Source organism: Streptomyces flavovariabilis (genome assembly GCF_000725785.1).
GTDB lineage: Bacteria > Actinomycetota > Actinomycetes > Streptomycetales > Streptomycetaceae > Streptomyces > Streptomyces hawaiiensis.
Genome location: NZ_JNXD01000032.1, coordinates 36,287 through 61,293 on the forward strand (window position 1 = coordinate 36,287; position 25,007 = coordinate 61,293).

Annotated in this window: 19 protein-coding genes; 14 read left to right on the forward strand and 5 right to left on the reverse strand. The window is 72.4% G+C overall.

What is annotated here, in order from left to right; genetic code table 11:
- Positions 1 to 15 precede the first annotated feature (15 nt).
- Together IO24_RS0137060 and IO24_RS0137065 are read right to left on the reverse strand one after the other, a co-directional pair.
- Positions 16 to 336: a DUF5133 domain-containing protein gene (locus IO24_RS0137060; RefSeq protein WP_338055611.1), complete on the reverse strand. Its 321-nt coding sequence runs from the start codon at positions 334 to 336 to the stop codon at positions 16 to 18.
- A 120-nt stretch (positions 337 to 456) separates the two neighbouring features.
- Positions 457 to 1,314, reverse strand: coding sequence for an aldo/keto reductase (locus IO24_RS0137065; protein WP_031143778.1), 858 nt, complete (start codon positions 1,312 to 1,314; stop codon positions 457 to 459).
- Between the two features lie 265 nt (positions 1,315 to 1,579).
- Here IO24_RS0137065 and IO24_RS0137070 point away from each other — a divergent pair, with 265 nt between their 5' ends.
- From IO24_RS0137070 to IO24_RS0137095, 6 genes are all read left to right on the forward strand, one after another.
- Complete coding sequence (locus IO24_RS0137070) at positions 1,580 to 3,142, forward strand: acyl-CoA carboxylase subunit beta (protein ID WP_045297131.1); 1,563 nt, start codon at positions 1,580 to 1,582, stop codon at positions 3,140 to 3,142.
- A 61-nt stretch (positions 3,143 to 3,203) separates the two neighbouring features.
- Positions 3,204 to 4,961, forward strand: a complete 1,758-nt coding sequence (locus IO24_RS0137075) for a fatty acyl-AMP ligase (protein WP_031143781.1) — start codon at positions 3,204 to 3,206, stop codon at positions 4,959 to 4,961.
- The gene (locus IO24_RS0137080) at positions 4,958 to 8,929 is read left to right on the forward strand and encodes a type I polyketide synthase (protein ID WP_031143782.1); all 3,972 of its coding nucleotides are present in this window, start codon (positions 4,958 to 4,960) and stop codon (positions 8,927 to 8,929) included. Before IO24_RS0137075 ends, IO24_RS0137080 begins: the two co-directional genes overlap by 4 nt.
- Before the next feature lie 21 nt (positions 8,930 to 8,950).
- Positions 8,951 to 9,901, forward strand: coding sequence for an alpha/beta hydrolase (locus tag IO24_RS0137085; protein ID WP_031143783.1), 951 nt, complete (start codon positions 8,951 to 8,953; stop codon positions 9,899 to 9,901).
- A gap of 122 nt (positions 9,902 to 10,023) precedes the next feature.
- Entirely contained in the window at positions 10,024 to 11,244 is a 1,221-nt protein-coding gene (locus IO24_RS0137090; protein ID WP_031143784.1) for a PucR family transcriptional regulator, read from the forward strand.
- A gap of 150 nt (positions 11,245 to 11,394) precedes the next feature.
- The gene (locus IO24_RS0137095) at positions 11,395 to 12,036 is read left to right on the forward strand and encodes a cutinase family protein (protein WP_031143785.1); all 642 of its coding nucleotides are present in this window, start codon (positions 11,395 to 11,397) and stop codon (positions 12,034 to 12,036) included.
- Between the two features lie 69 nt (positions 12,037 to 12,105).
- On the opposite strand, the gene IO24_RS0137100 is transcribed toward IO24_RS0137095, so the two are convergent.
- Positions 12,106 to 13,827: a hypothetical protein gene (locus tag IO24_RS0137100; protein ID WP_045297136.1), complete on the reverse strand. Its 1,722-nt coding sequence runs from the start codon at positions 13,825 to 13,827 to the stop codon at positions 12,106 to 12,108.
- Positions 13,828 to 14,007: 180 nt separating this feature from the next.
- Between IO24_RS0137100 and IO24_RS0137105 the strand changes: the two genes are divergently transcribed.
- The 3 genes from IO24_RS0137105 to IO24_RS0137115 all read left to right on the forward strand — a co-directional run bounded on the left by IO24_RS0137105 (position 14,008) and on the right by IO24_RS0137115 (position 16,105).
- Positions 14,008 to 14,238: a hypothetical protein gene (locus tag IO24_RS0137105; protein ID WP_031143787.1), complete on the forward strand. Its 231-nt coding sequence runs from the start codon at positions 14,008 to 14,010 to the stop codon at positions 14,236 to 14,238.
- 146 nt (positions 14,239 to 14,384) lie between these two features.
- A complete protein-coding gene (locus IO24_RS0137110; protein ID WP_031143788.1) occupies positions 14,385 to 14,795 on the forward strand; it encodes a VOC family protein in 411 nt (136 codons plus the stop codon).
- Positions 14,796 to 15,100: 305 nt separating this feature from the next.
- Entirely contained in the window at positions 15,101 to 16,105 is a 1,005-nt protein-coding gene (locus tag IO24_RS0137115) for a sugar ABC transporter substrate-binding protein (RefSeq protein ID WP_031143789.1), read from the forward strand.
- 27 nt (positions 16,106 to 16,132) lie between these two features.
- Here IO24_RS0137115 and IO24_RS0137120 read toward each other — a convergent pair whose 3' ends face one another.
- Positions 16,133 to 17,140 carry a LacI family DNA-binding transcriptional regulator gene (locus tag IO24_RS0137120; RefSeq protein ID WP_031143790.1) on the reverse strand — a complete coding sequence of 336 codons (1,008 nt, stop codon included), beginning with the start codon at positions 17,138 to 17,140 and terminating at the stop codon, positions 16,133 to 16,135.
- 215 nt (positions 17,141 to 17,355) lie between these two features.
- On the opposite strand from IO24_RS0137120, the gene IO24_RS0137125 reads away from it, so the two are divergent.
- Genes IO24_RS0137125 through IO24_RS0137140 form a run of 4 tightly spaced genes read left to right on the forward strand, consistent with a single transcriptional unit; the run spans position 17,356 to position 21,654 of the window.
- Positions 17,356 to 18,306 (forward strand): TIM barrel protein, encoded by a 951-nt coding sequence (locus IO24_RS0137125; protein ID WP_031143791.1) that lies wholly within the window; start codon positions 17,356 to 17,358, stop codon positions 18,304 to 18,306.
- A 9-nt stretch (positions 18,307 to 18,315) separates the two neighbouring features.
- Positions 18,316 to 19,749: a sugar porter family MFS transporter gene (locus IO24_RS0137130; protein ID WP_031143792.1), complete on the forward strand. Its 1,434-nt coding sequence runs from the start codon at positions 18,316 to 18,318 to the stop codon at positions 19,747 to 19,749.
- A 22-nt stretch (positions 19,750 to 19,771) separates the two neighbouring features.
- Positions 19,772 to 20,791 (forward strand): Gfo/Idh/MocA family protein, encoded by a 1,020-nt coding sequence (locus tag IO24_RS0137135; RefSeq protein WP_031143793.1) that lies wholly within the window; start codon positions 19,772 to 19,774, stop codon positions 20,789 to 20,791.
- Positions 20,788 to 21,654: a sugar phosphate isomerase/epimerase family protein gene (locus IO24_RS0137140; protein WP_031143795.1), complete on the forward strand. Its 867-nt coding sequence runs from the start codon at positions 20,788 to 20,790 to the stop codon at positions 21,652 to 21,654. Before IO24_RS0137135 ends, IO24_RS0137140 begins: the two co-directional genes overlap by 4 nt.
- Before the next feature lie 26 nt (positions 21,655 to 21,680).
- Here IO24_RS0137140 and helR read toward each other — a convergent pair whose 3' ends face one another.
- A complete protein-coding gene (gene helR / locus IO24_RS0137145; RefSeq protein ID WP_031143797.1) occupies positions 21,681 to 23,840 on the reverse strand; it encodes an RNA polymerase recycling motor ATPase HelR in 2,160 nt (719 codons plus the stop codon).
- A gap of 191 nt (positions 23,841 to 24,031) precedes the next feature.
- Between helR and IO24_RS0137150 the strand changes: the two genes are divergently transcribed.
- Positions 24,032 to 24,913: a Gfo/Idh/MocA family protein gene (locus tag IO24_RS0137150; protein WP_031143800.1), complete on the forward strand. Its 882-nt coding sequence runs from the start codon at positions 24,032 to 24,034 to the stop codon at positions 24,911 to 24,913.
- The last annotated feature ends 94 nt before the right edge of the window (positions 24,914 to 25,007 follow it).

Sequence of the window (25,007 nt, forward strand, 5' to 3'; positions counted from 1 at the left end):
GGCCGTCCGAACCTGTCAGCCGACCAGCGTCAGGCCATTCTCCCCGTCCGCGTCCGCGGCGTCGGGCCGCCCCTCGGTGAGCAGCAGGACATCCGCCTTGGCGATGGCGTCACTGATGTCGGACGTCCCCATCATCACGCACAGCGTGTAGCTGACGTCTTCCAGTTCGCGTGCCGCCTTCGGCACGTGCCTCTCCGACTGAGCGATCCTCAGCGACGCATACCGCGTCAGCAACTCCCTGACGATCTTCCGGTCCGGTACAAGCACGTAGCGCCCCTCTCTCTGTTTCGCTGCGTATGCCCGAACCACGCGGAAACATTCACACGATTTTCTCACCTGGGGCGGATTTGACGAGAACTGATCGGATGCGACCGGATGTTCATGTCGGCGCCGTCGAGCACTCGGCAGCAGGAGACCCGGGGCGGCGCGCGGCCGTCCCCGGGTCTCAGGGGCCGGTCAGGCGGTGTCCAGCTCCGCCAGCTCCTCGGTCGTCAGGTCCAGGTCGGTGGCGGCGAGCGAGTCGCGGATCGTCTCGGGCCGGCTCGCGCCCGGGATCGGGACGACCACCGGCGACTTGGCGAGCATCCAGGCCAGGCACACCCGCTGCGGGCTCACGCCGTGCGCCTCGGCGATGCGGGCGAACGGGGCGTGCCCGGAGCCGAGTTCACCGGCCTTCGCGATCCCGCCGAGGGGGCTCCAGGGCAGGAACGCGATGCCGAGTTCGTCGCACAGGCGCAGTTCCGGCTCACTGGAGCGGAAGGCCGGGGAGAACTGGTTCTGCACGGAGACCAGACGGCCGCCGAGGATGTCGTTCGCCTGCCGGATCTGCTCGGGGTTCGCGTTGGAGACACCGGCCATGCGGATCTTGCCCTCGTCCAGCAGGTCCCGGATCGCGCCGACGGACTCGGCGTAGGGGACGCGCGGGTCGGGGCGGTGGAACTGGTAGAGGCCGATGGCCTCGACGCCGAGCCGGCGCAGGGAGTCCTCGCAGGCCTTCTTGAGGTGGCCGGGGCTGCCGTCGAGCGTCCAGCTGCCGTCACCGGGGCGGAGGTGACCGCCCTTGGTGGCGACCAGGACGTCACCACCGCGGTCGTGGGAGGCGAGGGCCTTGGCCGTCAGGGTCTCGTTGTGCCCGACCTCGTCGGCGTCCCGGTGGTAGGCGTCCGCGGTGTCGATCAGGGTCACACCGGAATCGAGGGCGGCGTGGATGGTGGCGAGGGAGCGTTCCTCGCCCGGTCGTCCCTCGATCGACATGGGCATCGCGCCCAGGCCGATCGCACTGACCTCGACGTCACCGATGCGGCGGGTGTGCATGGGTTCGTGACCTCTTCCGGCTGTCGGGCGATGGTGCACTCCAGCCTGGACGCAGCGCGGCCGGGGGTCCAATAGAAGAGGGAGAACGCATTCAGCACTCGGGCAACTGAATCGCGTCGGACCCCGGGGAGTCCCCTTGTCACACGGGGATGAAACCCCGCTCCGGAGGACTCAATTCCCCCACACAGAATGACGATCCGCACGGCGCTCACCCGCCTCGCTGCCATATTCGAGAACCACTTCGGAGGTGGTTGTGAGCGCAGAGGTGACAGCATCCGGTCCGGGGGAGACGGCGACGCACGCACCCGGAGGCACCGCGGAGCGCGTCGTTGGCCTGGAGCACCGCCGGGAGCGGGCGGTGGCCCCGGGCGGGCCGCGCAGACGCGGGGAGTTCTCGGCCCGGGAGCGGATCGAACGGCTCGTGGACAAGGACTCCTTCACCGAGACCGGTCTGTTCGTCCGGGCCCGGCCCGCCGGGCACGACGCCCGCCGCCCCTACGGCGACGGGGTGGTCACCGGGTACGGCACGGTCGACGGCCGCCCGGTTTGCGTCTTCGCCCAGGACTCCACGGTCTTCGGCGGCAGCATGGGCGAGGCCTTCGGCGAGAAGACCGTCGCCCTGATGGAGCTGGCCCTGAAGACCGGCTGCCCGGTGATCGGCCTGAACGACTCCGGTGGCGCCCGCATCCAGGAGGGCGTCGCCTCGCTGGCCCTCTACGCCGAGCTGGTGCGCCGCAACGTCAAGGCGTCCGGGGTCATCCCGCAGATCTCCGTCGTCCTGGGCCCGTGCGCGGGCGGTGCCGCCTACTCGCCGGCGATCACCGACTTCACGGTGATGGTGGACGGCGCCTCGCACATGTTCGTCACCGGCCCCGACGTCATCGAGACGGTCACGGGCGAGCGCACCACCGCCGAGGAGCTGGGCGGCGCCCGCACCAGCAACACGGTCAACGGCAACGCCCACTTCCTGGCCGCCGACGAGGGGGACGCCCTCGACACGGTGCGCGACCTGCTGTCGTACCTGCCGGCCAACAACCTGGAACGGCCCCCGGAGTACGCCCCCGGGCACGCTCCGCCCGGGGCCGAACTCGACACGGTCGTACCGGACCGGCTCGGCGAGGCCTACGACATGCGGGACATCCTGCACGCGGTCGTCGACGACGGTGAACTGCTGCCGGTGCAGGAACTGTTCGCGCCGAACATCATCTGCGCCCTGGCCCGCGTGGAGGGCCGCTCGGTGGGTGTCGTCGCCAACCAGCCGTTGCACGCCGCCGGGGTCCTCGACATCGACGCGTCCGAGAAGGCCGCACGGTTCGTACGGTTCTGCGACGCGTTCGGCATCCCGCTGCTGACCTTCGCCGACGTGCCCGGATACCTGTCCGGCGTGCGGCAGGAGCAGGCCGGGATCATCCGGCGCGGCGCGAAACTGCTGTACGCCTACGCGGAGGCCACCGTCCCCAAGGTCACGGTCGTGGTGCGCAAGGCGTACGGCGGCGGATACGCGGTGATGGGCTCCAAGCACCTGGGTGCCGACGTCAATCTCGCCTGGCCCACCGCCCGGATCGCCGTCATGGGCGCCGAGGGGGCCGTGGGCGTCCTGCACCGGCGCGAACTCGCCGCGTCCGACGAACCGGAGGCACTGCGCGCCCGGCTCCTCGCCGCGTACGAAGGCACCCACGGCACCCCGTACCTCGCCGCCGAGCGCGGCTATGTCGACGCCGTCATCGCGCCGCGCGAGACCCGGGAGCAGGTCTGCCGCGCCCTGCGCGCACTGCGCGGCAAACGCGCCCCGATGCCGGAACGCCGGCACGGCAACATCCCCCTCTGACCGTCCCCCTCTCCCCCTTTGCGACCCCTAGGCCGATCCGCGCCGTGAGGAGCCCCGCCTGATGGACAGCCGCCGCCCCCCGCTCGCGCCCGCGTGCCCCACACTGCCGGAGTACGTACGGCACTGGGCCGAGACCACCCCCGACCGCCGGGCGTTCACCTTCGTCGAGCATCCGGCACGGCACTCGCGCGGCATCCACCGCACCCTGACCTGGCGCCGCCTGGACGTGCGGGTGCGGGCGCTCGCCGCACGCCTCGCGGACGAGACGGACCCCGGGGACCGGGTCGCGCTGCTGTGTCCCCAGGGGACCGAGTACGTGACCGCCTTCCTCGCGACCCTGGCCGCCGGGCTGGTCGCCGTGCCGCTGTACACGCCGGGGCTGCCCGGGCACGCCGACCGGCTCGCGGGTGTCCTGGCCGACGCGCGCCCCTCGGTGGTGGTGACCACGAGCCGGGCCGGCGACGAGGTGCGGGACTTCCTCGGGCCCGGCGGGCCGCGGATCGTCGTCGCGGACGAGGTGCCTGACGACCAGGGCCGGGACTGGCAACCGGTCGCCCCGGACGCCGGGGCGACCGCCTACCTCCAGTACACCTCCGGTTCGACCCGCGCTCCGGCCGGTGTGGAGATCAGCCACGGCAACGTCGTCGCCAACGCCCGCCAGGCACTGGCCGCCTACGGCCTCGACGCCCGCCCGATGACCAGCGTGGGCTGGCTGCCGCTGTACCACGACATGGGGCTGGTGCTCAGTGTCGCGGCCCCGGTGGCACGCGGGGCGCTGTCGGTGCTGATGGACCCGGCGGCGTTCCTGCACGAGCCGGTGCGCTGGCTGCGGCTGCTCGCCGCGCATCCCAACGCCGTGAGCGCCGCTCCCAACTTCGCCTACGACTACTGCGTCGCGACCGTCACCGCCGACCAGAAGGAGGCTCTGCGGCTGGACCGGGTGACCGCGCTGATCAACGGCAGTGAGCCGGTCCGCCCGGGTACGGCCGACCGTTTCCACGCGGCGTTCGCGGGCCAGGGCCTGGCGCCCGGGACGCACTGCCCGTCGTACGGGCTGGCCGAGGCCACGGTGTTCGTGTGCGCGGCCCGGCCGGGTGAGCCGCTCAGCCGGTTCGCGCTCGACCGCGACGCCCTGGCTGCCGGTAAGGCCCTGCCCGCCCGGCCCGACGATCCACGGGCGGTGCTGCTGGCGGGGTGCGGCACCCCGGCGGGCCAGCGGGTACGGATCGCCGACCCGGTCACGCGGGTGCTGCTGTCGGAGGGCGAGGTCGGGGAGATCTGGGTGCAGGGGCCGAATGTGGGCCGCGGCTACTGGAACCGGGACTCCGAGGAGGTCTTCGGCGCGGAGTTCGCCGACGCCGCGGCCGGTCCGGGCCGCTGGCTGCGCACGGGGGATCTGGGCACGGTGCTGGAGGGGCAGCTGGTCGTCACGGGACGGCTGAAGGACCTGATCATCGTCGACGGGCGCAACCACTACCCGCAGGACGTCGAGGCGACGGCCCAGGAGGCGCACGAGGCGGTGCGCCGGGACCGGCTCGCCGCCTTCGCCGTGCCGTCAGGCGCCGGCGGCGAGCGTGCGGTCGTGGTCGCGGAACACGCGCGGACCGTGCGGCTCGCCGAGCTGGACGTGGCGGCCCTGGTGCGTGCCGTGCGCGGGGCCGTCTCCGCCCGGCACGGGCTGCGGCTGGCCGATGTCGTCCTGGTGCCACCGGGCACGGTGCCACGGACCTCCAGCGGCAAGGTGTCGCGGGCGCTGACCCGCGCCCGGTACCTGGAGGGCGCCTACGCTGGGCAGGACCGGGCGGGTGGCGCGGGATGAGGCCTGTCGAGGAGGCGGCGCTGCGCCGGCTGATCGCCGAGCGGGTGGCCGCCTGGACCGGCACGTCCCCGGACGACGTCCCGCTGGACCGGCCGCTCGCGGATCTCGGCATGGCTTCGCGGGACGCGGTCGCCCTGGCCGGTGAGCTGTCCCGCGCCACGGGCCGGGAGCTTCCGACGACGCTGCTGTGGGAGACGCCCACCGGGGAGGCCCTGGTGGCGCGGCTGTGCGACCCGGTGGCCCCGGGGGCCGGGGTGGCGCCGGGCCCGGAGCGTCCCGCGGCGCCGGGCGGCACCGCGGAGCCGATCGCGGTCGTCGGGGTCGGCTGCCGCCTGCCCGGCGGGGTGCACGGCCCGGACGGCTACTGGCGGCTGCTCAGCGACGGGGTCGACGCGATCCGGCGCGTCCCGGAGGACCGCTGGCGCGATTTCACCGCGTTCCCGCCCGCCGACGCGCATCCGTACGGCGGCTATCTCGACGACATCGCGGGGTTCGACGCGGACTTCTTCCGCATCACCCCGCGCGAGGCCGCGGTGATGGACCCCCAGCAGCGAATCCTTCTGGAGGTCGTCCACGAGGCGCTCGACCACGCCGCCATGCCGGCCGGATCCCTGGCGGGCACCGCCACCGGCGTGTTCGTGGGCATCTCCGCGCCGGAGTACGGGCAGCTCACGGGCGCCGATCCGGCCACCGTCGATCCCTGGGCGCCGGCCGGAGGCGCCCTCAGCGTCGCCGCCGGGCGGCTCGCCTACGTCCTGGACACCCGGGGGCCGAGTCTGGCCGTCGACACGGCCTGCTCCTCCTCGCTGGTCGCCGTGCACCACGCCTGCGTGAGCCTGCGCTCGGGCGAGAGCGACACGGCGATCGCGGCCGGGGTCAACCTGCTGCTGTCGCCGGCCGTCACGGTCGCCTTCCGCCGTGTCGGAGCCCTCGCGCCGGACGGGCGCTGCAAGCCGTTCTCGGCGGCGGCCGACGGCATCGGCCGTGGCGAGGGCTGCGGGGCCGTGATCCTGAAGCGGCTGTCCGACGCCGAGCGGGACGGCGACCGTGTGCTGGCCGTCATCCGGGCCAGCGTCGTCAACTCCGACGGCCGATCGAACGGTCTCATGGCGCCCAACCCGGCCGCCCAGCAGGCGCTGCTGGAGAGGGCGTACGCGCAGGCCGGCCTCGCCGCGGAGCACGTCGACTACGTGGAGGCGCACGGCACCGGCACCCCGCTGGGCGACCCGATCGAGGCGGGCGCGCTCGGCGCGGTGCTCGGCGCGGGCCGGGACCCCGACCAGCCGCTGCTGCTGGGGTCCGCCAAGGGCAACCTCGGTCATCTGGAGTCCGCGGCGGGCATCGCGGGCCTGGTCAAGACCGTGCTGGCCCTGCACCACGACGGCATCCCGCCGTCCCTGCACTGCGAGCGGGGCAGTTCACTCACCGATGCACGGCTGCGGGTGGTGACCGAGCCGGAGCCCTGGCCCCGCTACGGCGGCACGGCCGTCGCGGGCGTCTCCGGGTTCGGCTTCGGCGGCACCAACGCGCATGTGGTGCTGGAGGAAGGGCCGCCCGGCCTGGTCCCGGTCCGGCCGGCCGAGGAACCGGCCGCACGTCTGCACCTGCTCTCCGACCTCGACACCGAGCGCCTCCGCGACACGGCCGGCCGGCTCGCCGCCCGGCTGCGTGACAGTGCCGCGCATCCCGCCGACGTGGCCCGGACCCTGGCCGGGCGCACGGGCCGGGGCCCCGTGCGCGCCGCTGTGGTCGCCCGTGACCGGGCGGAACTGGCAGATGCCCTGGACGAGTTGGCAGCCGGGCGCCCGGACGCACGGGTGACGACCGGTGACCGCGACCGGGTGGGGCGCGGCCCGGTGTGGGTCTTCTCCGGCTACGGCAGCCAGTGGCCCGGCATGGGGCGCCGGCTGCTGGCCGAGGAACCCGCGTTCGCCGCCGCCGTCGAGAAGCTCGACCCGCAGCTCGCCCCGGAGTGCGGCCTGTCCCTGTACGACCACCTGTCCTCGGGTGCGGGGCTCGACCGTCTCGAGGTCGCCCAACCGGTGTTGTTCGGCCTGCAGTTGGCGCTCGCCGAGCTGTGGCGTTCCTACGGGGTCGAGCCCGCCGCCGTGATCGGCCACTCCATGGGCGAGGTGGCGGCGGCCGTGTGCGCGGGCGCGCTGGACGTGGCGGACGGGGCGCGTGTCATCACCGTACGGGCCCGGCTGCTGAGCGGTCTGCGGGGCGGCGCGATGGCCGTGGTGGACCTGGACGACGCCGAACTGGATTCGCTGGCACGTGACTTCCCGCAGGTGCATGTCGCCGTGCACTCCTCTCCCCGGCAGAAGGTCGTCACGGGTGAGGAGGCGGCGGTGGCCGGCCTCGTGCGCCGGCTGGAGGGGCAGGGCCGGGCCGCGAGGGCCATGCGGGTCGTCGGCGCCGGGCACTCACCGCAGGTGGACGGGCTGTTGCCGGCGCTGGTGGACGCTCTGTCGGGCATCCGGGGGCGGCAGCCGCGTGTCCCGGTCCATTCCACGGTGCTCGACGACCCGCGGGGGGACTGCCTCTTCGACGCCGCGCACTGGGCGGCCAACCTGCGCAGGCCCGTGCGGCTGGACCGGGCCCTCGCGTCCGCCGCGGCCGACGGCCGCACGGCCTTCGTGGAGATCTCCCCCCACCCGGTGCTGACCGGGGCCGTGGCCGACACCGTGCCGGGCGCCCTCGCCCTGGCCACCCTGCGCCGGGACGCCGATGGGTCGGAGGCGTTCGCCGGGCAGCTGGGCGCCCTGTACGCGGCGGGGCAGCGGTTGCCGGTGCCGCAGGGGCGGGTCGTCGACCTGCCCCTGCCCCGGTGGCGGCACGTACGCCACTGGTGGACGGACGGCCGCGCGGCGCGCACCGAGCCGCTGCCGGAGGAACCTCCCGCCGCGGTGCCGGAGCCCGCCTCGGTCCTGGCCCGCCTGACCCGCCACATAGCGTCGGTCACCGGCCACTCCCCCGCCCGTATCGCCCCGGGCACCGCGTGGGCCGACCTCGGGCTGGACTCGCTGATGGCCGTCCGCGTCCGCACGGCCGTGGAGCGGGAGTTCGGCATCGAACTGCCCCTGCGCGATCTGTTCGCCGCCGTCACCGTCGAGGACGCCGCCCTCCGCATCGAGCGGGCCCTCCCCCGGGTGGACACCCCGGTGCACGCCCTGCGCGCCACCGGCTCGCGGCCCCCGCTGTTCCTCGTCCACGCCGCCGGCGGCCCGGTCGGCGTCTACCGGACGCTCACCGAACGACTCGGCGACGACCAGCCGGTGTACGGGCTGGAGCGGATCGAGGAGGCCGGGACCGTGTCCGAGAAGGCGCGGCGCTACGCCGAGGCGATCGGCGCCGTCCACCCCGACGGCCCCTGCCTGCTGGGCGGTTGGTCCTTCGGCGGTTTCGTCGCCCAGGAGACCGCGCGGCATCTCACCGCTGCCGGGCGGGAGGTGCGGCTGGTCGTGCTCATCGACTCCGTACGGCCCCTGCACCGCCCGGGACTGACACGGGCCGACCGGATCCGGGCGCACTTCGAGGGTTTCGCCCGCCACGTCGCCGACGCCTACGGCGTGCGGCTGGAGCTGCCGTACGACGAACTCGTGGCCACCGAGGACGACGCGGCCCGGATCGACACCGTACTGCGGGCCCTGCGCGAGGCCGCCGAGGTGCCGCCCGCCGCGCTGGAGCACCAGCGCGCCTCCTACCTGGACATGGGCATCGGCGAGTCGCACCGGCCCGGCGGCTACGACGGGCCGGTCATCCTCTACCGGGCAACCGAACCCGCGCCGCACACCGTGCGCGACCCCGCGTACGAGCGGGACGACCCGGCGCTGGGCTGGGACGAGGTGTGCCCGCGTCTGGACGTGGTGCCGGTGCCCGGTCACCATCTGTCGCTGCTCGATCCGCCGTACGTCGACGAGATCGCCACCCATCTGAGCCGGATGCTCGCCGAGCCGACCCCCTGACATGCAACCCGAGGAGCCGTCATGCCCGACCTGCCGCAGAAGCCCGCCGCCGGAGTGTCCCGGCGCACCGTCGCCAGAGCGACGGCCGCCGCCGGTCTCGCCGCTCTGTTCGGGGGCATCGGCACGGCCCCGGCCCGGGCGGCCACCCGGCTCGGACCCCGCACACGGGACGTGTCCGTGCCGTCCGCCGCGCTCGGCCGCAGCGCGCCGGTCCGGCTGATCCTGCCGTCCGACTTCGGTACGCGCCCGGAGAAGAAGTACCCCGTGCTGTACCTGCTGCACGGCGCCCACGACGACTACACCTCCTGGACCCGCGAGACGGACATCGAGGCGTTCACCGCCGGCCGCGACCTGATCGTGGCGATGCCGGACGCCGGCCCCACCGGCATTCCGAGCGTCTGGCGGGGCGGCCCCGACTACGAGACGTTCCAGGTGAAGGAGGTGCCCGCGCTGCTCGCCCGGGACTACCGGGCGTCCGGCGTACGGGCGGTCGCGGGTGTCTCCACCGGCGGCTACGGGGCGATGGCGCACGCGGCCCGCCACCCCGGGGCGTTCGCCGCGGCGGCCTCCTACAGCGGCATCCTCGACACCACGGCCCCCGGTGTTCCCGCCATCATGGACGCGATCGTGGCCCGCGAGAACCTGCCGGCCGCGTCCCTGTGGGGCAATCCGCTGCTGAACCTCCTGACCTGGCGGGACTTCAACCCGCGCGCCCGTGCCACCGGGCTGCGCGGCACAGCGCTGTACGTGTCGCAGGGCAGCGGAGTGGGCGGTGGCGGCGATCCGCTGCCCGGGATACTGGAGAGCGCCCTGTGGCCCTCGGCCCAGGGTTTCGCCCGCGCGCTGGCCCTCATGGGGATCCCGGCCACCACGCACTTCTACGGGGGTGGCGGACACGACTGGGCACACTGGAAACCGGAGTTCGCAGCCTCGTGGCCTATCCTCGCCCGTGCGTTGGGTGTGCCCGAGTGACGGGGGTGCCGTCGGGGCACGGAACGGAGCGGAGGGGTCGTCCGTCCAACACAGGACTTCCCGCTCGTCCCACAGGCATCAGCCCGCGGGTGAGCCGCTTCCGGTCGAAAGGAGGGCCCGTGATGGCTGTGCCCACTCCGCACGGCGTGCCGGACCGCCCCGCCGCGCCACTGGTCCCGCCCGAGCTGGCGGAGCTGCTGCGCGCCCAACTGGCGGTCGTCGCCGACGAGGTGGAGGAGGAGGTCCGCCGTCAGGTGCCCGAGTACGCGCGGCCCGCCGACGGGGCCTACCGCCAGAACCTGCGGTCCGGGGTGGTACAGGCGCTGACGCTGTTCGTCGACCACATCGCCGACCCGCGCGACGACGGGGGCGCGATCGCGGCCACGTACTACGAACTCGGCCGGGGCGAGGCCCTGGAGGGCCGCAGCCTGGACGCTCTGCAGTCCGCGCTCCGGGTCGGCGGCATGCGCGCCTGGCGGCTGATGGGCCGCACGGCGGAGGAACTCGGGCTGGACTCCACGGTCGTGACCGCACTGGGGGAACTGGCGTTCCGGACCGTGCACGAGGTCGCCCAGGCCGCCGCGTCCGGGTATGCGGAGGCTCAACTGCGCAGCTCGGACGAGCTGGAGCGGCGCCGCAAGCGCCTGCTCGACCTGCTCCTGGAGGACGGGCCGGTGGCTCTGGAGGCCGTGCAGGACCTGGCGCACAGCGCGCGCTGGCCGGTGCCGCGGACGGTCGCCGTCGTGGCGCTGGCGGCGGCGCCGGACCGGCGTGAGGAGGACCGGCCGCTGGCGGCGGCGGGTGCGCTGGTGGACATGGGGTCCCGTCCGCCGCGCATGCTGGTGCCCGACCCGGACGGCTCGGGCGGCATCGGTGGCCGGGCGTTCACGCTCGCGCTGCGCGGCCGGCCCGCCGCGATCGGCCCGACGACCGCGGTCACCGAGGCCGCGCAGTCGCTGCGCCTGGCCACCCGGGCGCTCGGGCTGATGGGCCGCGGGGTGCTTCCCCGCCAGGGCGTGGTGCGCTGCTCCGAGCACCTGTCGACGCTGCTGCTGCACGGCGACGAGCCGCTGCTGGAGCGGCTCCAGGCGCGGGTCCTCGCACCCCTCGACACGGTCTCGGCGGGGCAGCGCGACCGGCTCGCCGAGACACTGCTGGCCTGGCTGCTGAGCGGCAGCAACGTGCCGGACGTCGCCGTACGGCTGCACATCCACCCGCAGACGGTCCGCTACCGCCTGCGCCAGCTGGAGAAGCTCTTCGGCGACGCCCTGCACGAACCGGCGACCCGCCTCGACCTCATTCTCGCATTGCGGGCGGAATCACTGCACACGAAGCAGAACTGACTCCCCCATTCAGGCGGCGTACTCAATCGGCGACAAAAATCCGCGGGGTTTCCATAATCCCGTCCATAACAGCAGACCCGAGAAAGCCCATACGTTCGGGGCGTCCTTTTTCGCAGGCGCTCAACGCGCCTCCCACGCGGAGGATCCCCCATGCGTATCCGTATGTGTCTCGCTGCGCTCTCACTGGCCGGCGGGGCCGGACTTGCCACCCTTTCGGCTCCCCCGGCCATGGCCGCGGCCTGCTCGGACGTCGAGGTCGTCGCCGCCCGCGGCACCTTCGAGCCGGGCACGCTCGGCTTCATCGTCGGCGACCCGGTGTATTCCGCACTGCAGAAGAAAGCGGTGGGCAAGAACCTGTCCAGCTACAAGGTGAACTACCCCGCCGACCTCTCCCCCACGTCCGCGGCACAGGGCAATCTGGATCTGGTGAACCATGTGAAGAGCCAGGCCGCGGCCTGCCCGGGCCAGAAGTTCGTTCTCGTCGGCTATTCGCAGGGCGCGAACGTCGTCGACAACTCGATCGGCATCAGCAGCGCGGGCGCTGTGGTCGGCAGCCCCATCGTGGCCACGCTGCCCGCGGCACTCGAACCGAAGGTCGCCGCGGTGCTGCTGTTCGGCAACCCGATCCGCGCGCTCGGCAAGAGCGTCACCGGCACCTACCAGAGCCGGACGCTCGACCTCTGCGCTCAGGGCGACCCCGTGTGCGAGAACGGCGGGGGCGACGTCGGGGCGCACCTGAGCTACCGGGACGACGCCGAGGAGGCGGCCGCGTTCGCCGCGGGCAGGCTCTGACCTCGCGGGTACGCGAAGGGGCCCGGGAGGAGATCCTCCCGGGCCCCGGGCGTGTGTACCGGCGGGGAGCTAGCGCGGAGACCGTGCGAAGCCGGCGAGGCTCGTGGAGACGGGCTCCGGCCGGCCGTTGTTCTGCACGGGCGCCGCGGTCAGGACGTCGAGGTGCTGGTAGCCGTCGGCGACCACCGGATGCAGCTCGGCCGGGACCCGCCCGGCCAGCAGCCCCTCACCGGCGAGCACGGTGAGCACCGGGTTGGCCTTGAGCCCCTCGGGATGGACGACGAGCTTCTTCACCTGCGGCGAGGTGGACAGCTGGATGTCCGTGACCAGCTTGGTCGGGAAGTACTGCTCGGTGAAGTCCAGCGGCTGCTCCGCCAGGCTGCGGGCCAGTTGCCGCACGTCGGTGACCTCCTCGCCGGCGACGGTGAACGGGGTGCCGTCGGCCGACCGGTAGCCGGGGTCGTCCGCGTCGCCGACTCGGTCGTAGTTGCGCCAGGTGTAGAGCGGGCCCTGCGGCCGGTCCGGGATGGCCTTGTACGCGGTGCCGTACGGCCCGGCTTGCTGGTCACCGCCGTTGGCGACGGGGAAGCTCTTGTCGGCGATCGGTCCGCCGTCGAAGAAGCCCACACTGGTCTGCAGGAATGCCAGCGGCACGGAGTTGTCGTCCAGCAGCGCCCCGAGCACGGCCCCGTTGGTGAGCCGGAAGTCCTTCACCGAGGGCGTGCCGGTGAGGAAGGCGGCGGTGTCCTTGGCGAACAGGAAGCGGTTGGTGGCCTCGATGTTGAGGCCGGAAGGCAGGTAGCGGGGCAGGTCGGCCTCGCCCTCCAGGTCGTTGAGCGCGCCGAGACCGGCGATGCCGAGCAGGGTCATGGTCTCGGGGTTGAGCAGCACCGGCGCGGTCAGCGTGCGTGGCAGCACCCCGCTGTCCAGCCCGGCCTGCACGACGCCGTAACCCAGACCGATGTCGGGCAGGTTGGTGTCGTCCGGGATGCTGCCGCTGAGGTCGGCCAGTGAGGTGGAGACGGTCGTGTCGAGAGCGAAGTAGCCGGCGCACTGGTTGTACCCGGCGTCCGCCGTGGTGGCGCGGTTGCCGTCGAAGTCGGCGGCGGCGAAGTACCCGGTGATCACACCGCCCAGTGAGTGCCCGCCGCACAGCACCTTCCGCTTGCGCTGCGCCTGGGACGGCAACTCGGCGCTGAGCAGGTCGTACTGGTCGCGTACGGTCTGCTCGATCCCGAGCTTCGCCATCCAGCCCAGTTGTGCGTTGCCGGCGAAGCCGCCGAAGGTCCGGCCGCCGACCTGCTTGCCGCGGTAGTAGTAGTCGACCGCGGTGTGCTGGTCGCCGGAGGCGATGCCGGTGCGGTCCTCCAGGCAGTTGGAGCGCCGGTCCAGCGCCCAGAACTCGATGTGCGTCCCCTGTTCGGCGGCCCGCGTGACGGTGTTGCGTGCGACGCTGTCGAACGCCCCGGCCCCTTCCAGGATGCCGGGCTGGGCGACGAGGATCCGGTCGGCGTCGGCCGACGCGGCCGGCCCGCCGGCGGAACGGTAGCGCAGGTACGACAGCCAGTCGCACGCCGCCGGGCGCGGCCCGGCCGAGTCCGGCAGCGGCACCTTCACCCGGACCACCGACTCCGTCACTCCGGTCACCGGCGACGTCGACTTCACCGGGGTCTCGGTGCGCGCCCCGTCGGCGCGGGCGCCCGGGGCGGCGGCCGTGAGTGTTCCGGCGGTCAGCAGCACCGCCAGCACGGCACCGCGCCACTTCCCTCTGCTCTTGCGGTTCATGTCCATGCCACGGACGCTAGGGGGGTGGTGCCGACGCTCTCAGGGAGTGCTGATGAGAACTCAGCTTCCGGATCGCGCCTTGTCACCGGCGCACAGCGCACCCCGACGCCGGTGGGAAAACGGCTTCGTACCGCTTCTGGACGCCACCGAGCTGCGAACCGGCCGTTTCGGGAGCATGGTGGGGCTATGGACGGTCAACCCCCTGTGGTCGTGCAGCCGCCCGCGACGGACGGCGGACGGCTGGTGACCATCCACGGCGAGCGTATGGGCGTCGCCTACAGCCTCTTCGACGTACTGGACCTGCTGCACCGCGAGGGCCTGCCCACCACGGACACGGCCGTCGACGACACCGAGCTGATCGAGTGGCAGGGCGGCGGTCCCTACGACTGGAACAACGGGGCGTCCGACGAGGCGTGAGCCGTCGCACCCCGGCCGGGGCGTGGCGGCGGGCGCGTGGTTCTGCGGCATGCCGCACGACCGGAGGCGCCGCCGGGCGAGCCGTTGCAGACTCCTGGCGATACGCTGCGCGAAAATGACCCTTTGCCCCCTTCTGGGAGGTTCTCATGGCCTCGCGCCTCAACCCGTACCTCAACTTCAACGGCGACGCCCGGCAGGCGATGGAGTTCTACAAGGAGGTCTTCGGCGGCACCCTCGACCTGAACAGCTACGGAGAGTTCGGGCAGGCGGACGCCCCGAACGCCGACAAGATCATGCACGGCATGCTGGAAACCACCGGCGGCTTCACCCTGATGGGCGCGGACAACCCGCCGGGCATGGAGTCCGAGCAGGGCAGCTCCTACTCCGTGAGCCTGAGCGGCGACGACGACGCCGAGCTGCGCGGCTACTGGGAGAAGCTGTCCGAGGGCGGTTCGGTGTCGGTGCCGCTGGAGAAACAGATGTGGGGCGACGTGTTCGGCATGTGCACGGATCGCTTCGGCGTCCCCTGGATGGTCAACATCAGCACGGAGAACTGAGCAGCCGGGCGGACGGTCCCAGGACCGTCCGCCCGAGGCCGCCGTACCCACCGTTCAGCGCCGGTGCGTACGGGCGGCCTTCTTTTGTAGGTACGTCCTGACAAACCTGTTGACATCCCCCCGGGGCCCCCGCATAGTACCTGCCACTAGAGCGCGCTAGTGGTGCGCTCCAGTCTCCGCCGCAGGGGTCCGCACCCAGGACCGCCGCATCACCCATGACCGCCGCCGCCCCGGGCGCCCACCCACCGCCCGCCTCCCGGACCGGGCGCGGCTCCCTCGTCCCAGCACAGTGAGGTGCACCCGACATGCGCAGACACCACAGAGCCGCCGCCCTGACCACCGCCGCCGTCGTCGGCGCCCTGCTCGCAGCAGGCTGCTCCAGCGGCTCAGGCGGGAAGAAGTCCGAGGCCGGCGGCACCGACGCCACCGCGGGCAAGGCCAGCACCCCACGGATGACAGTCGCCCTGGTCACCCACGCGGCGCCCGGCGACACGTTCTGGGACCTGATCCGCAAGGGCGCCCAGGCCGCCGCCGCGAAGGACAACATCAAGCTCGTCTACTCCAGCGACCCGGTCGCCGGGAACCAGGCCAACCTCGTGCAGAACGCCATCGACCAGAAGGTCGACGGCATCGCCCTCACCGCCGCCAAACCGGACGCGATGAAGGGCGTGGTCGCGAAGGCCAAGGCGGCCGGCATCCCCGTCGTCGGCTTCAACTCCGGTTTGGACGACTGGAAGGAGCTCGGCATGCTCGAGTACTTCGGCCAGGACGAGAACATCGCGGGGCAGGCCTTCGGTGAACGTCTCAACCGACTGGGCGCCAAGCACGCAGTCTGCGTCATACAGGAGCAGGGCCAGGTCGCGCTGGAGGCCCGCTGCGCCGGACTGAAGAAGGGCTTCGAGGGCACGACGGAGAACCTGTACGTCAACGGCACGGACATGCCCTCGGTGAAGTCGACGCTGACCGCCAAGCTCCAGAAGGACTCCTCCATCGACCGGGTGGTCACGCTCGGCGCGCCGATCGCCCTGACCGCCGTGCAGTCGGTCAAGGACGCGGGCAGCAAGGCGAAGGTCGCCACGTTCGACCTCAACAAGGACCTCGTCGGAGCCGTCCAGGGCGGCGGTATCGAGTTCGCCGTCGACCAGCAGCCCTACCTCCAGGGCTACTTGGCGGTGGACGCGCTGTGGCTGTACAAGACGAACGGCAACGTCAGTGGGGGCGGCACCGCTCCCGTGCTCACCGGGCCGGCCTTCGTCACGAAGGACAACGCCGACGGCGTCGCGGAGTTCGCCGAGAAGGGCACGCGCTAGCCGCGCCGGACGGCGGGGTCTCCCGTGTCAGGCCGGCCCCGTCCCTTTCGGGACCGGCCCACTCGTCCCCCGCACCACCAGCTTGGGATCCAGCACCGCCTCCCGCGGCTCCAGCTCCCGCTTCTCCAGCCGCTCGACGGCGAAACGGACGGCGTGCTCGGCCATCAGGAGGGCGTCCTGGCGGACGGTGGTCAGACCGATCGGCATCAGGTGGGAGAGGTGGCTGTCGTCGTAGCCGACCACGGACAGGTCGCGCGGGACTTCCACGCCCGCCCGGGTCAGCGCCATCAGCAGGCCCATCGCGCAGCGGTCGTTGCCGGCGAGGACGGCCGTCGGCAGCGGCTGCCCGCCGTCCCGCTCGGCCAGGAGCCGGCGGCCGGTCTCGATACCGGACTCCTCGGTGTGGTGGCCGGGAATCACCCGCGCCTCTCTCTCCAGCCCGTGGCGGCGCATCGCGGCCCGGTAGGCACGCCGGCGCTCCGCCGAGCCGGGACCGCGTCCGCCGTCGATGTGCACGATCCGACGGTGCCCCAAGTCCACGAGGTGGTCCATGGCCTGCCGGACGCCCTTGCCCTCGGCCGAGTGCACGAAGTCGACCCGGGCCCGGGGTACACGGCGGCTGACCGAGACGGCGACCGTGCGCTGCCCGAGTTCGTCCAGGTAGGCGGACTCGGCGTCCGGGCCGAGCAGGATCACCGCCTCGCAGCGGTGACTGAGCAGCGCCTCGACCGCCTTGGCCTCGCTGCGGCCGTGGGTCGCCCCGGAGAGCAGCACGTCGTAGCCGAGCCGTTCGGCCTCGGGGTAGATGCCCGTGATGAGGTCCGTGTGGAAGGTCTGCTGCACGGTGAACATCACGCCGAGCGTGCGGCTGCGGCCGCGGGCCAGCAGCCGGGCCGCGCTGTCGGGCCGGTAACCGATCTCGTCGGCCACGCGCAGGACCCGTTCCCGGGTCTCCCGGCCGGCTCCGGGCTGATTGCGGAAGATGATCGAGACGAGCGCGCGGGAGACGCCCGCCTTCTCGGCGACGTCCGCCATCGTGGGCCGCTGCCTGCCCGATGCATCCACCTGTGAACCCACCCTCCGACGTCGCACACCTTACGGGGCGCCCGGCACGGAACCTCGTACGGGATCCTGCGATCTCCCGGCAGCACCCTATTGACATGACATTTGGACAGGGGCCATCGTACTCGAACTAGAGCGCACTAGTAGCGCGCGGCAGCAAGCGGAAACGCAGCGTGAAGGACACCACCATGGCAACGGCGCCTCCCCCTCTCCGTACCACCGTCGGCAACCTGTGCCTCGGGTCCGCCCCCGACTCCTGGGGCGTCTGGTTCCCCGAGGACGAGCAGCAGGTGCCGTACACCCGCTTCCTCGACGAACTGGTCCTGGCCGGCTACGAGTGGCTGGAGCTCGGCCCGTACGGCTATCTGCCCACCGACCCGCGGCGGCTCCGGGCCGAGCTGGACGCCCGGGGGCTCAAGGTCTCCGGCGGTACCGCCTTCGGCGCGCTGCACCGGCCCGAGAGCTGGGACGAGATGCTCGCCCATGTCCGGCAGGTCGCCGCGCTCACCGCCGCCGCCGGGGCGCACCACATGGTCTTCATTCCGCCGATGTACCGGGACGAGAAGACGGGCGCGTTCACCGAGTCGCCCGGACTCACCGCCGAGCAATGGGCCGGGTTCGGCCGCGCCGCCGACCGGCTGGGCAGGCTGCTGCTGGAGGAGTACGACGTGCGGCTGGTCGTCCATCCGCACGCCGACAGCCACATCCAGTCGCAACCGGAGATCGAGCGGCTGCTGAACGAGTCGGACAGCCGCTACACCAACCTGTGCCTGGACACCGGGCATGTGGCGTACGGCGGCGGGGACAACCTCGATCTGATCCGCCGGTTCGGTGAGCGGGTCGGCTACGTCCACATCAAGCAGATGGACCCCGGAATTCTCGCCCAGGTGACCGCCGAGGACCTGTCGTTCGGTGAGGCCGTGAAGCGCGGGGTGTGCGTGTCGCCGCCCGCCGGAGTGCCCGAGCCGGCCGGCGTGGTCGCCGAACTCGCGCGACTTGACGCCGAGTTGTTCGTGATCGTCGAGCAGGACCTGTACCCGTGCGCTCCCGAGGTGCCGCTGCCCATCGCGGTCGGCACCCGGGAGCACCTGTCCGGTTGCGGTCTGTCGGGTACCCGGCGCCCGAACTTCGACAGGTAAGGAGCGGCCATGGACGTCAGGGACGACGCGACACCGGCCCCCATCCCGGCCACCGCTGTGGCGGACGACGCCCCTCCGGCGGTCTCCCGGCGGCTGCGGGTCATCACGATCATCGCCACGTTCGGTGGTCTGCTCTTCGGCTACGACACCGGCGTCATCAACGGCGCCCTGCCCTACATGACCGAGGACCTCGGCCTGACCCCGGTCACCGAGGGCATGGTCACCAGCTCGCTGCTGCTGGGTGCCGCGCTGGGCGCCGTGACCGGCGGCCGGTTGTCGGACGCGCGCGGCAGGCGGCGCGCCATCCTGCTGCTGGCCGTGCTGTTCTTCATCGGCGCTCTGGGCTGCACCCTCGCCCCGACGACCGCCGTGATGATCGTGGCGCGGTTCGTGCTCGGTCTCGCGGTCGGCGGCGCCTCGGTGACCGTGCCGGTGTATCTCGCGGAGGTGTCGCCCGCCGAGCGGCGCGGCGCCCTCGTCACCCGCAACGAGCTGATGATCGTCAGCGGTCAGCTGCTGGCCTTCACGTCCAACGCGATCATCGCGCGGGTCGGCGGCGAGTCCGGCGGTGTGTGGCGCTGGATGCTGGTCATCGCCACGCTGCCGGCCGTGGTGCTGTGGTTCGGCATGCTGGTGATGCCGGAGAGCCCTCGCTGGCTGGCCTCCAGGAGCCGCTTCGGCGAGGCCCTCGAAGTCCTGAAGCAGGTGCGCTCGCAGGCGCGCGCCGAGGCCGAGCTGAAGGAGGTCGGCGCGCTGGCCGTCAGGGACGAGCGGCAGAAGCTCGGCGGCTGGCAGGACATCAGGAGCACCCCCTGGCTGCGCAAGCTGATGTTCGTCGGGTTCGGCATCGCGATCGTGCAGCAGATCACCGGCGTGAACACGATCATGTACTACGGCACGCAGATCCTGACCGACGCCGGTTTCGCCGCCGACAGCGCGCTGACGGCGAACATCGCCAACGGTGTGATCTCGGTGCTGGCCACGTTCGTCGGCATCTGGCTGCTGGGCCGGGTGCCGCGCCGCCCGATGCTGATGACCGGCCAGGTGGGGACGACCGCCGCCCTGCTGCTGATCGGTGTCTTCTCGCTGGTGCTGCCCTCCGGGGACCCACGGGCGTTCGCGGTGCTCGCCATGACGGTCACGTTCCTCGCCTTCCAGCAGGGCGCGATCTCGCCGGTGACCTGGCTGATGCTCTCGGAGATCTTCCCGATGCGGATGCGCGGCTTCGGAATGGGGGTGGCGGCCGTGGTGCTGTGGCTGACCAACTTCGTGATCGGGCTCGTCTTCCCGTCCCTGGTCTCCGGGATCGGGATCTCCAGCACGTTCTTCCTGTTCGTGGTGGCGGGCGTGCTGTCCCTCACCTTCGTGAAGCTGTACGTCCCCGAGACCAAGGGCCGCACGCTCGAAACCCTCGAGGCCGAGCTCCGGGCGCGTTTCTCCTGACCATCTTCCGAGGAGTTTCACCATGACCGTACGAGTAGGCGTCATCGGCGCCGGGATGATCGGCCAGGACCACGTCCGGCGGCTCACCGAGGTCGTCACCGGCGCCTCCGTCACGGCCGTGGCCGACGTGGACGCCGAGCGCGCCGCCGAGGTGGCCGCCGGGGTCGGTGCCGCCGCGCTGCCCACCGGCGCGCACCTGGTCGCCTCGGGTGACGTGGACGCCGTCCTCGTCACCTCCTGGGGGCCCACCCACGCCGAGCAGGTCCTGAACGCGATCGCCGCCGGCAAGCCGGTGTTCTGCGAGAAGCCGCTGGCCACGACCGCCGAGGACTGTCTTCGGATCGTCGAGGCCGAGCGGGCGCACGGCCGTCGGCTGGTGCAGGTCGGCTTCATGCGCCGCTTCGACGCCGGCTACCGCCAGATGAAGGAGGTCCTGGCGACCGGTTCGCTCGGGGCTCCGCTGGTCGTGCACTGCGCGCACCGCAACCCGACCGTGCCGGAGTCGTACCACTCCGCCATGGCCGCCCAGGACACGGCCGTGCATGAGATCGACGTGCTGCGCTGGTTGCTGGACGACGAGATCGTCTCCGCCCAGGTGGTCACCCCGCGCGCCACGAGCAGGCGCTTCGCGCACCTGAAGGATCCCCAGATCATGATCTTCGAGACGGCCTCGGGCGTCCGGATCGACCTGGAGGTCTTCGTCAACTGCCAGTACGGCTACGACATCCAGTGCGAGGTCGTGGGCGAGGACGGACTGGTCCGGCTGCCCGACCCGGCGGCCGTCGGGATCCGCACCGCGGCCCGGCACGGCACGGGTGTGATCCAGGACTGGAAGGACCGGTTCGCGCAGGCCTTCGACACCGAGTTCCGCGAGTGGGTCGCCTCCGTGGCGGCCCGCACGGAGCCCACCGGCCCGTCCTCCTGGGACGGTTACGCCGCGACCGTCATCACCGACGCCGCCGTCCGGTCCCTGGAGAGCGGCGGCGAGACCGTCATGACCGACATGAAGCCCCGGCCCGCGTTCTACGGAGGCACCGCGTGAAGATCGCCCTCGACCCGTACATGTTCCGCGCCCTGCCGATCGACGAGATGGTGCGCACGGTCGCCGAACTCGGCTATGAGTACATCGAGTTGTCGCCGCGCGCGGACTTCATGCCGTTCTTCCTGCACCCGCGTGCGGACGACGCGCGGGTGCAGGAGCTGAAGCAGTCGCTGCGGACGCACGGCGTGCGGTTGTCCTCGGTGCTGCCGCTGTACAAGTGGTCCTCGCCGGACGAGACCGAACGGCAGGCGGCGGTCCGCTACTGGAAGCGGATGATCGAGATCACCGCGGAGCTCGAATGCCCGCTGATGAACTCGGAGTTCAACGGCCGCCCCGAACGGGCCGCCGAGAGCGAGGCCGCCTTCTGGCGCTCGCTGGAGGAGCTGCTGCCGGTCTTCGAGCGGGAGGGCATCGCACTCAACCTGGAGGCCCACCCGGACGACTTCTGCGAGGAGAACACCCCGGCCGTCGATCTCGTCCGCGCGATCGACAAGCCGTGGGTGAACTACCTGTACTGCGCGCCGCACACCTTCCACCTCTCGGGCGCCGACCCGGTGGCGGACATCGCGGCCATGATGCGCTACGCCGGTGACAAGCTCCGGCACGTGCACATCGCGGACTCCTTCAACCACAAGGGCTCCAGCGGCCTGCGCTACATCCTCAACCCGCCGGGCACCCCGGCCCGGATCCACCAGCACCTCGACATCGGCCAGGGCGAGGTCGACTGGGACGTCTTCTTCGGCACCCTGCGCGAGCTCGGTTTCGACGGGGTCGCCACGGCCTGTGTCTTCGCCTGGGAGGAGCGGGCCCGGGAGTCGTCGGCGTTCATGCTGGACCGCATCCGCAAGGAACTGGCTGCTTGAAGGCTGCTGCCCTGGCCCCGGCGGCGTCAGGAGCTCGTGAGGATCGCGAGCTCCTGCGTGGCCCTGGTCATCGCCACATAGTGGTCGACGGCGCCCTCGACGCCGTCGCCGAAGTCCTCCGGGTCGACGAGCACGACCAGGTCGAACTCCAGCCCCTTCGAGAGCTCCGGGGTGAGCGACCGGACGCGGGGCGAGGCCGGCCGGAACCCGGGATCGCCGATCACACAGGCGGTCCCGTCGGAGTGTCCGGCCAGCCAGGTGTCGAGGATCGACGTCAGCTCCGCGGCGGATCCGTGGCGGACGGGGACACCGCTGCTGCGGATCGACGTCGGCACGTTGGCGTCCGGCAGCGCGGCCCGGATGACCGGCTCGGCCTCCGTCATGATCTCCTCGGGTGTGCGGTAGTTGATGTTCAGGGAGGCCATGTCGATCCGGTCCAGGCCGACCCGCTCCAGCCGTTCCCGCCACGACTCCGTGAACCCGTGCCGTGCCTGTGCGCGGTCCCCGACGATGGTGAAGCTGCGCGACGGGCAGCGCACCAGCAGCATCTGCCATTCCGCGTCGGTCAGTTCCTGCGCCTCGTCCACGACGATGTGCACGAACGGCCCGGCGAGCCGGTCCGGGTCGGCTGTGGGCAGGGCGCTGACATCGACCAGGGAGTTGCGCATGTCCTGCCCGTGCAGCATGACCAGCACGCCCTCGCCGTCGTCGTAGCTGTGGGCCTCCAGCAGGTTGTCGATGACGTCGGCCATGCCCTCCTGCTGGGCGGCGACGGCGGCCTCCTGCCGGCGCTTGCGCCGTGAGGCCTCCGGGTCGCCGAGCCGCTGGCGGGCCGCGTCCAGCAGCGGCAGGTCGGACACCGTCCAGGCCTGGGGTACCTCGCGTTGCAGCGTGCGCACCTCGTCGCGGCTGAGCCAGGGCGCGCACATCCGCAGGTAGGCGGGCACGGACCAGAGGTCCCCGACGAGGTCGGTCGCTTCGAGCAGCGGCCAGGCGCGGTTGAAGGCCGTGAGCAGCTCCCGGTCCCGCGACAGCGCCTTGCGGAGCAGGGTGTCCGGGACGTCGCCCTCATGCTTGTCCACCAGGATCGTCAGCAGTTCCTCCCAGACCTGGTCGCGTGCCTCGTTGTGCGGCGTGCCGGGTTCCGCCGCCTCGAACGCCACAGCCCAGTCGCCGGCGCTCAGGCGGATGTCGGACCAGTGGGTCGTGACCGTCATCGGCTCGGTGGGCGGCTCCTCGTAGAACCGGACGGCCTTCTCGATCGCCCGCACCAGGTCCGCGGACGACTTCAGGCGGGCCGCCTCCGGGTCGGTTTCGACCCCCGCGGTGGCGCCTTCGTCGACGAGGTCACGCAGGATGCAGGTCTGCACGCCCTCCTCGCCGAGGCCGGGCAGGACGTCGGAGACGTAGGACAGGTAGGGCCGGTGCGGGCCGACGAAGAGCACGCCGCCCCGGCGGTGCTGCCCGAGGCGCGGGTCGGAGTAGAGGAGGTAGGCGGAGCGGTGCAGGGCGACGACGGTCTTGCCGGTGCCCGGGCCGCCGTCGACGACGAGTGCGCCGCGGGAACCGGCGCGGATGATGGCGTCCTGGTCGGCCTGGATGGTGCCGAGCACGTCCCGCATGCGGGGCGAGCGGTTGGTGCCGAGGCTGGCGATGAAGGCGGACTGGTCGTCGAGCGCCGCGTGCCCGTCGAAACCGTCCGCGGTGAACACCTCGTCCCAGTAGTCACCGACCCGGCCGCCGGTCCAGCGGTACCTGCGGCGGCTCGCCAGGCCCATCGGGTTGCCGTGGGTGGCGCCGAAGAACGGCTCGGCGGCCGGGGAACGCCAGTCGACCAGCAGCCGGCGCCCCTCGCTGTCCGTCAGGCCGAGCCGCCCCACGTACACGGGCTCGGAGTCGTCCGCGCCGACCATGCGCCCGAGGCACAGGTCGAGTCCGAAGCGGCGCAGGGCGCGCAGGCGCGCGGTCAGCCGGTGGATCTCGGCGTCCCGGTCCATGGCCTGCCTGCCCTTCCCGGCGGGCGCCCTGCGCTCGGTCTCCAGACGGTCGGACAGTTCGGCGATGGACTGCTCCAGGCAGTCGGCGATGGAGGCGAAGTGCTGCTCGTCCCCGGCGATCAGCGCCGGGGCGGCCTTGTGCGCGAGGCGGTCGGGAAGATCGAACGCGCTCGTGGTCAGAGGGGTCACGTCATGCTCCCGTTTCCGCAGGTCCTGGGCCTAGGCCGGATAGTCTGCGGCAGACGGGGGGCCTTGCCGCAAGGCCCCCCGTGGGCTATAACTTGAGACAGGCAAGGAGAGCGCTCCTTGCCTTTTCTGTTGCCCGCCGGCTGTTTCCGTGTGGCACGCTCGTCGTCCTGACAGCGTGGAGAGGCGGCGGCATGCGCATAGGACTGCTCGGCACCGGACCCTGGGCCCGGATCGCCCACGCACCCGCGTTGAGCGGGCATGCGGAGCTGGACTTCGCGGGTGTGTGGGGCCGCCGCCCCGAAGCCGCGAAGGAACTGGCGGAGCGGCACGGTGTCCGCGTCTACGACGACGCCGACGAACTGTTCGCCGACGTGGACGCCGTCGCCGTGGCGCTGCCGCCCGAGGTGCAGGCCTCACTCGCCGCCCGGGCGGCACGGGCCGGGTGCCATCTGCTGCTCGACAAGCCGCTGGCGCCGACGGTGGCGCAGGGGCGGGCCGTGGTCGAGGCCGCCGAGGAGGCCGGTGTCGCCTCGGTCGTGTTCTTCACGACCCGCTTCCAGCCCGAGCCGGCGGCATGGATCGCCGAGCAGGCGGCGGTGCCGGACTGGTTCACGGGGCGCGCCGAGTGGCTCGGGGCGGTGTTCACCGGCGAGAGCCCCTTCGCGACGCCGTGGCGGCGGGAGAAGGGCGCCCTGTGGGACGTCGGCCCGCACGCCCTGTCCGTGCTGCTGCCGGTTCTCGGTGACGTGCGGCGCGTGACGGCGGCGGCTTACGGCCCCGGGGACACGGCGCATGTCGTCCTCGACCACACGGGCGGTGCGTCGAGCACCCTCACGCTGAGCCTGACGGCACCGCCCGCCGCGGCCGGTGCCGCCGTGGAGCTGCGGGGCGAGGCCGGGGTCGCGGCGCTGCCGGGCAGTTCCGACGGGGCGGTGCCCGCGTTGATGCGGGCCGCGGACGCGCTGCTCGACGCCGCCCGGACGGGCCGCCCGCACGCCTGCGACGCGGCGTTCGGCCTCCGGGTGACGGAGATCCTCACGGCTGCCGAGGACCTGCTGAACAACGGGTCCTAGAAGTCTGATGAAGATCTTGGGTTCTGGCCCTGCCGCGTCAGCGGCAGGGCCAGACTCGTCATGTGGCGATGGGTGAGTGGGTCGGCGAGATGGT

Excerpts from the sequence above, each read along its gene's own strand:
- IO24_RS0137065 (WP_031143778.1), bottom strand. The coding sequence starts at position 1,314 with ATGCACACCCGCCGCATCGGTGACGTCGAGGTCAGTGCGATCGGCCTG.
- IO24_RS0137075 (WP_031143781.1), top strand. The coding sequence starts at position 3,204 with ATGGACAGCCGCCGCCCCCCGCTCGCGCCCGCGTGCCCCACACTGCCG.
- IO24_RS0137080 (WP_031143782.1), top strand. The coding sequence starts at position 4,958 with ATGAGGCCTGTCGAGGAGGCGGCGCTGCGCCGGCTGATCGCCGAGCGG.
- IO24_RS0137085 (WP_031143783.1), top strand. The coding sequence starts at position 8,951 with ATGCCCGACCTGCCGCAGAAGCCCGCCGCCGGAGTGTCCCGGCGCACC.
- IO24_RS0137090 (WP_031143784.1), top strand. The coding sequence starts at position 10,024 with ATGGCTGTGCCCACTCCGCACGGCGTGCCGGACCGCCCCGCCGCGCCA.
- IO24_RS0137095 (WP_031143785.1), top strand. The coding sequence starts at position 11,395 with ATGCGTATCCGTATGTGTCTCGCTGCGCTCTCACTGGCCGGCGGGGCC.
- IO24_RS0137100 (WP_045297136.1), bottom strand. The coding sequence starts at position 13,827 with ATGGACATGAACCGCAAGAGCAGAGGGAAGTGGCGCGGTGCCGTGCTG.
- IO24_RS0137105 (WP_031143787.1), top strand. The coding sequence starts at position 14,008 with ATGGACGGTCAACCCCCTGTGGTCGTGCAGCCGCCCGCGACGGACGGC.
- IO24_RS0137110 (WP_031143788.1), top strand. The coding sequence starts at position 14,385 with ATGGCCTCGCGCCTCAACCCGTACCTCAACTTCAACGGCGACGCCCGG.
- IO24_RS0137115 (WP_031143789.1), top strand. The coding sequence starts at position 15,101 with ATGCGCAGACACCACAGAGCCGCCGCCCTGACCACCGCCGCCGTCGTC.
- IO24_RS0137120 (WP_031143790.1), bottom strand. The coding sequence starts at position 17,140 with ATGGCGGACGTCGCCGAGAAGGCGGGCGTCTCCCGCGCGCTCGTCTCG.
- IO24_RS0137125 (WP_031143791.1), top strand. The coding sequence starts at position 17,356 with ATGGCAACGGCGCCTCCCCCTCTCCGTACCACCGTCGGCAACCTGTGC.
- IO24_RS0137130 (WP_031143792.1), top strand. The coding sequence starts at position 18,316 with ATGGACGTCAGGGACGACGCGACACCGGCCCCCATCCCGGCCACCGCT.
- IO24_RS0137135 (WP_031143793.1), top strand. The coding sequence starts at position 19,772 with ATGACCGTACGAGTAGGCGTCATCGGCGCCGGGATGATCGGCCAGGAC.
- IO24_RS0137150 (WP_031143800.1), top strand. The coding sequence starts at position 24,032 with ATGCGCATAGGACTGCTCGGCACCGGACCCTGGGCCCGGATCGCCCAC.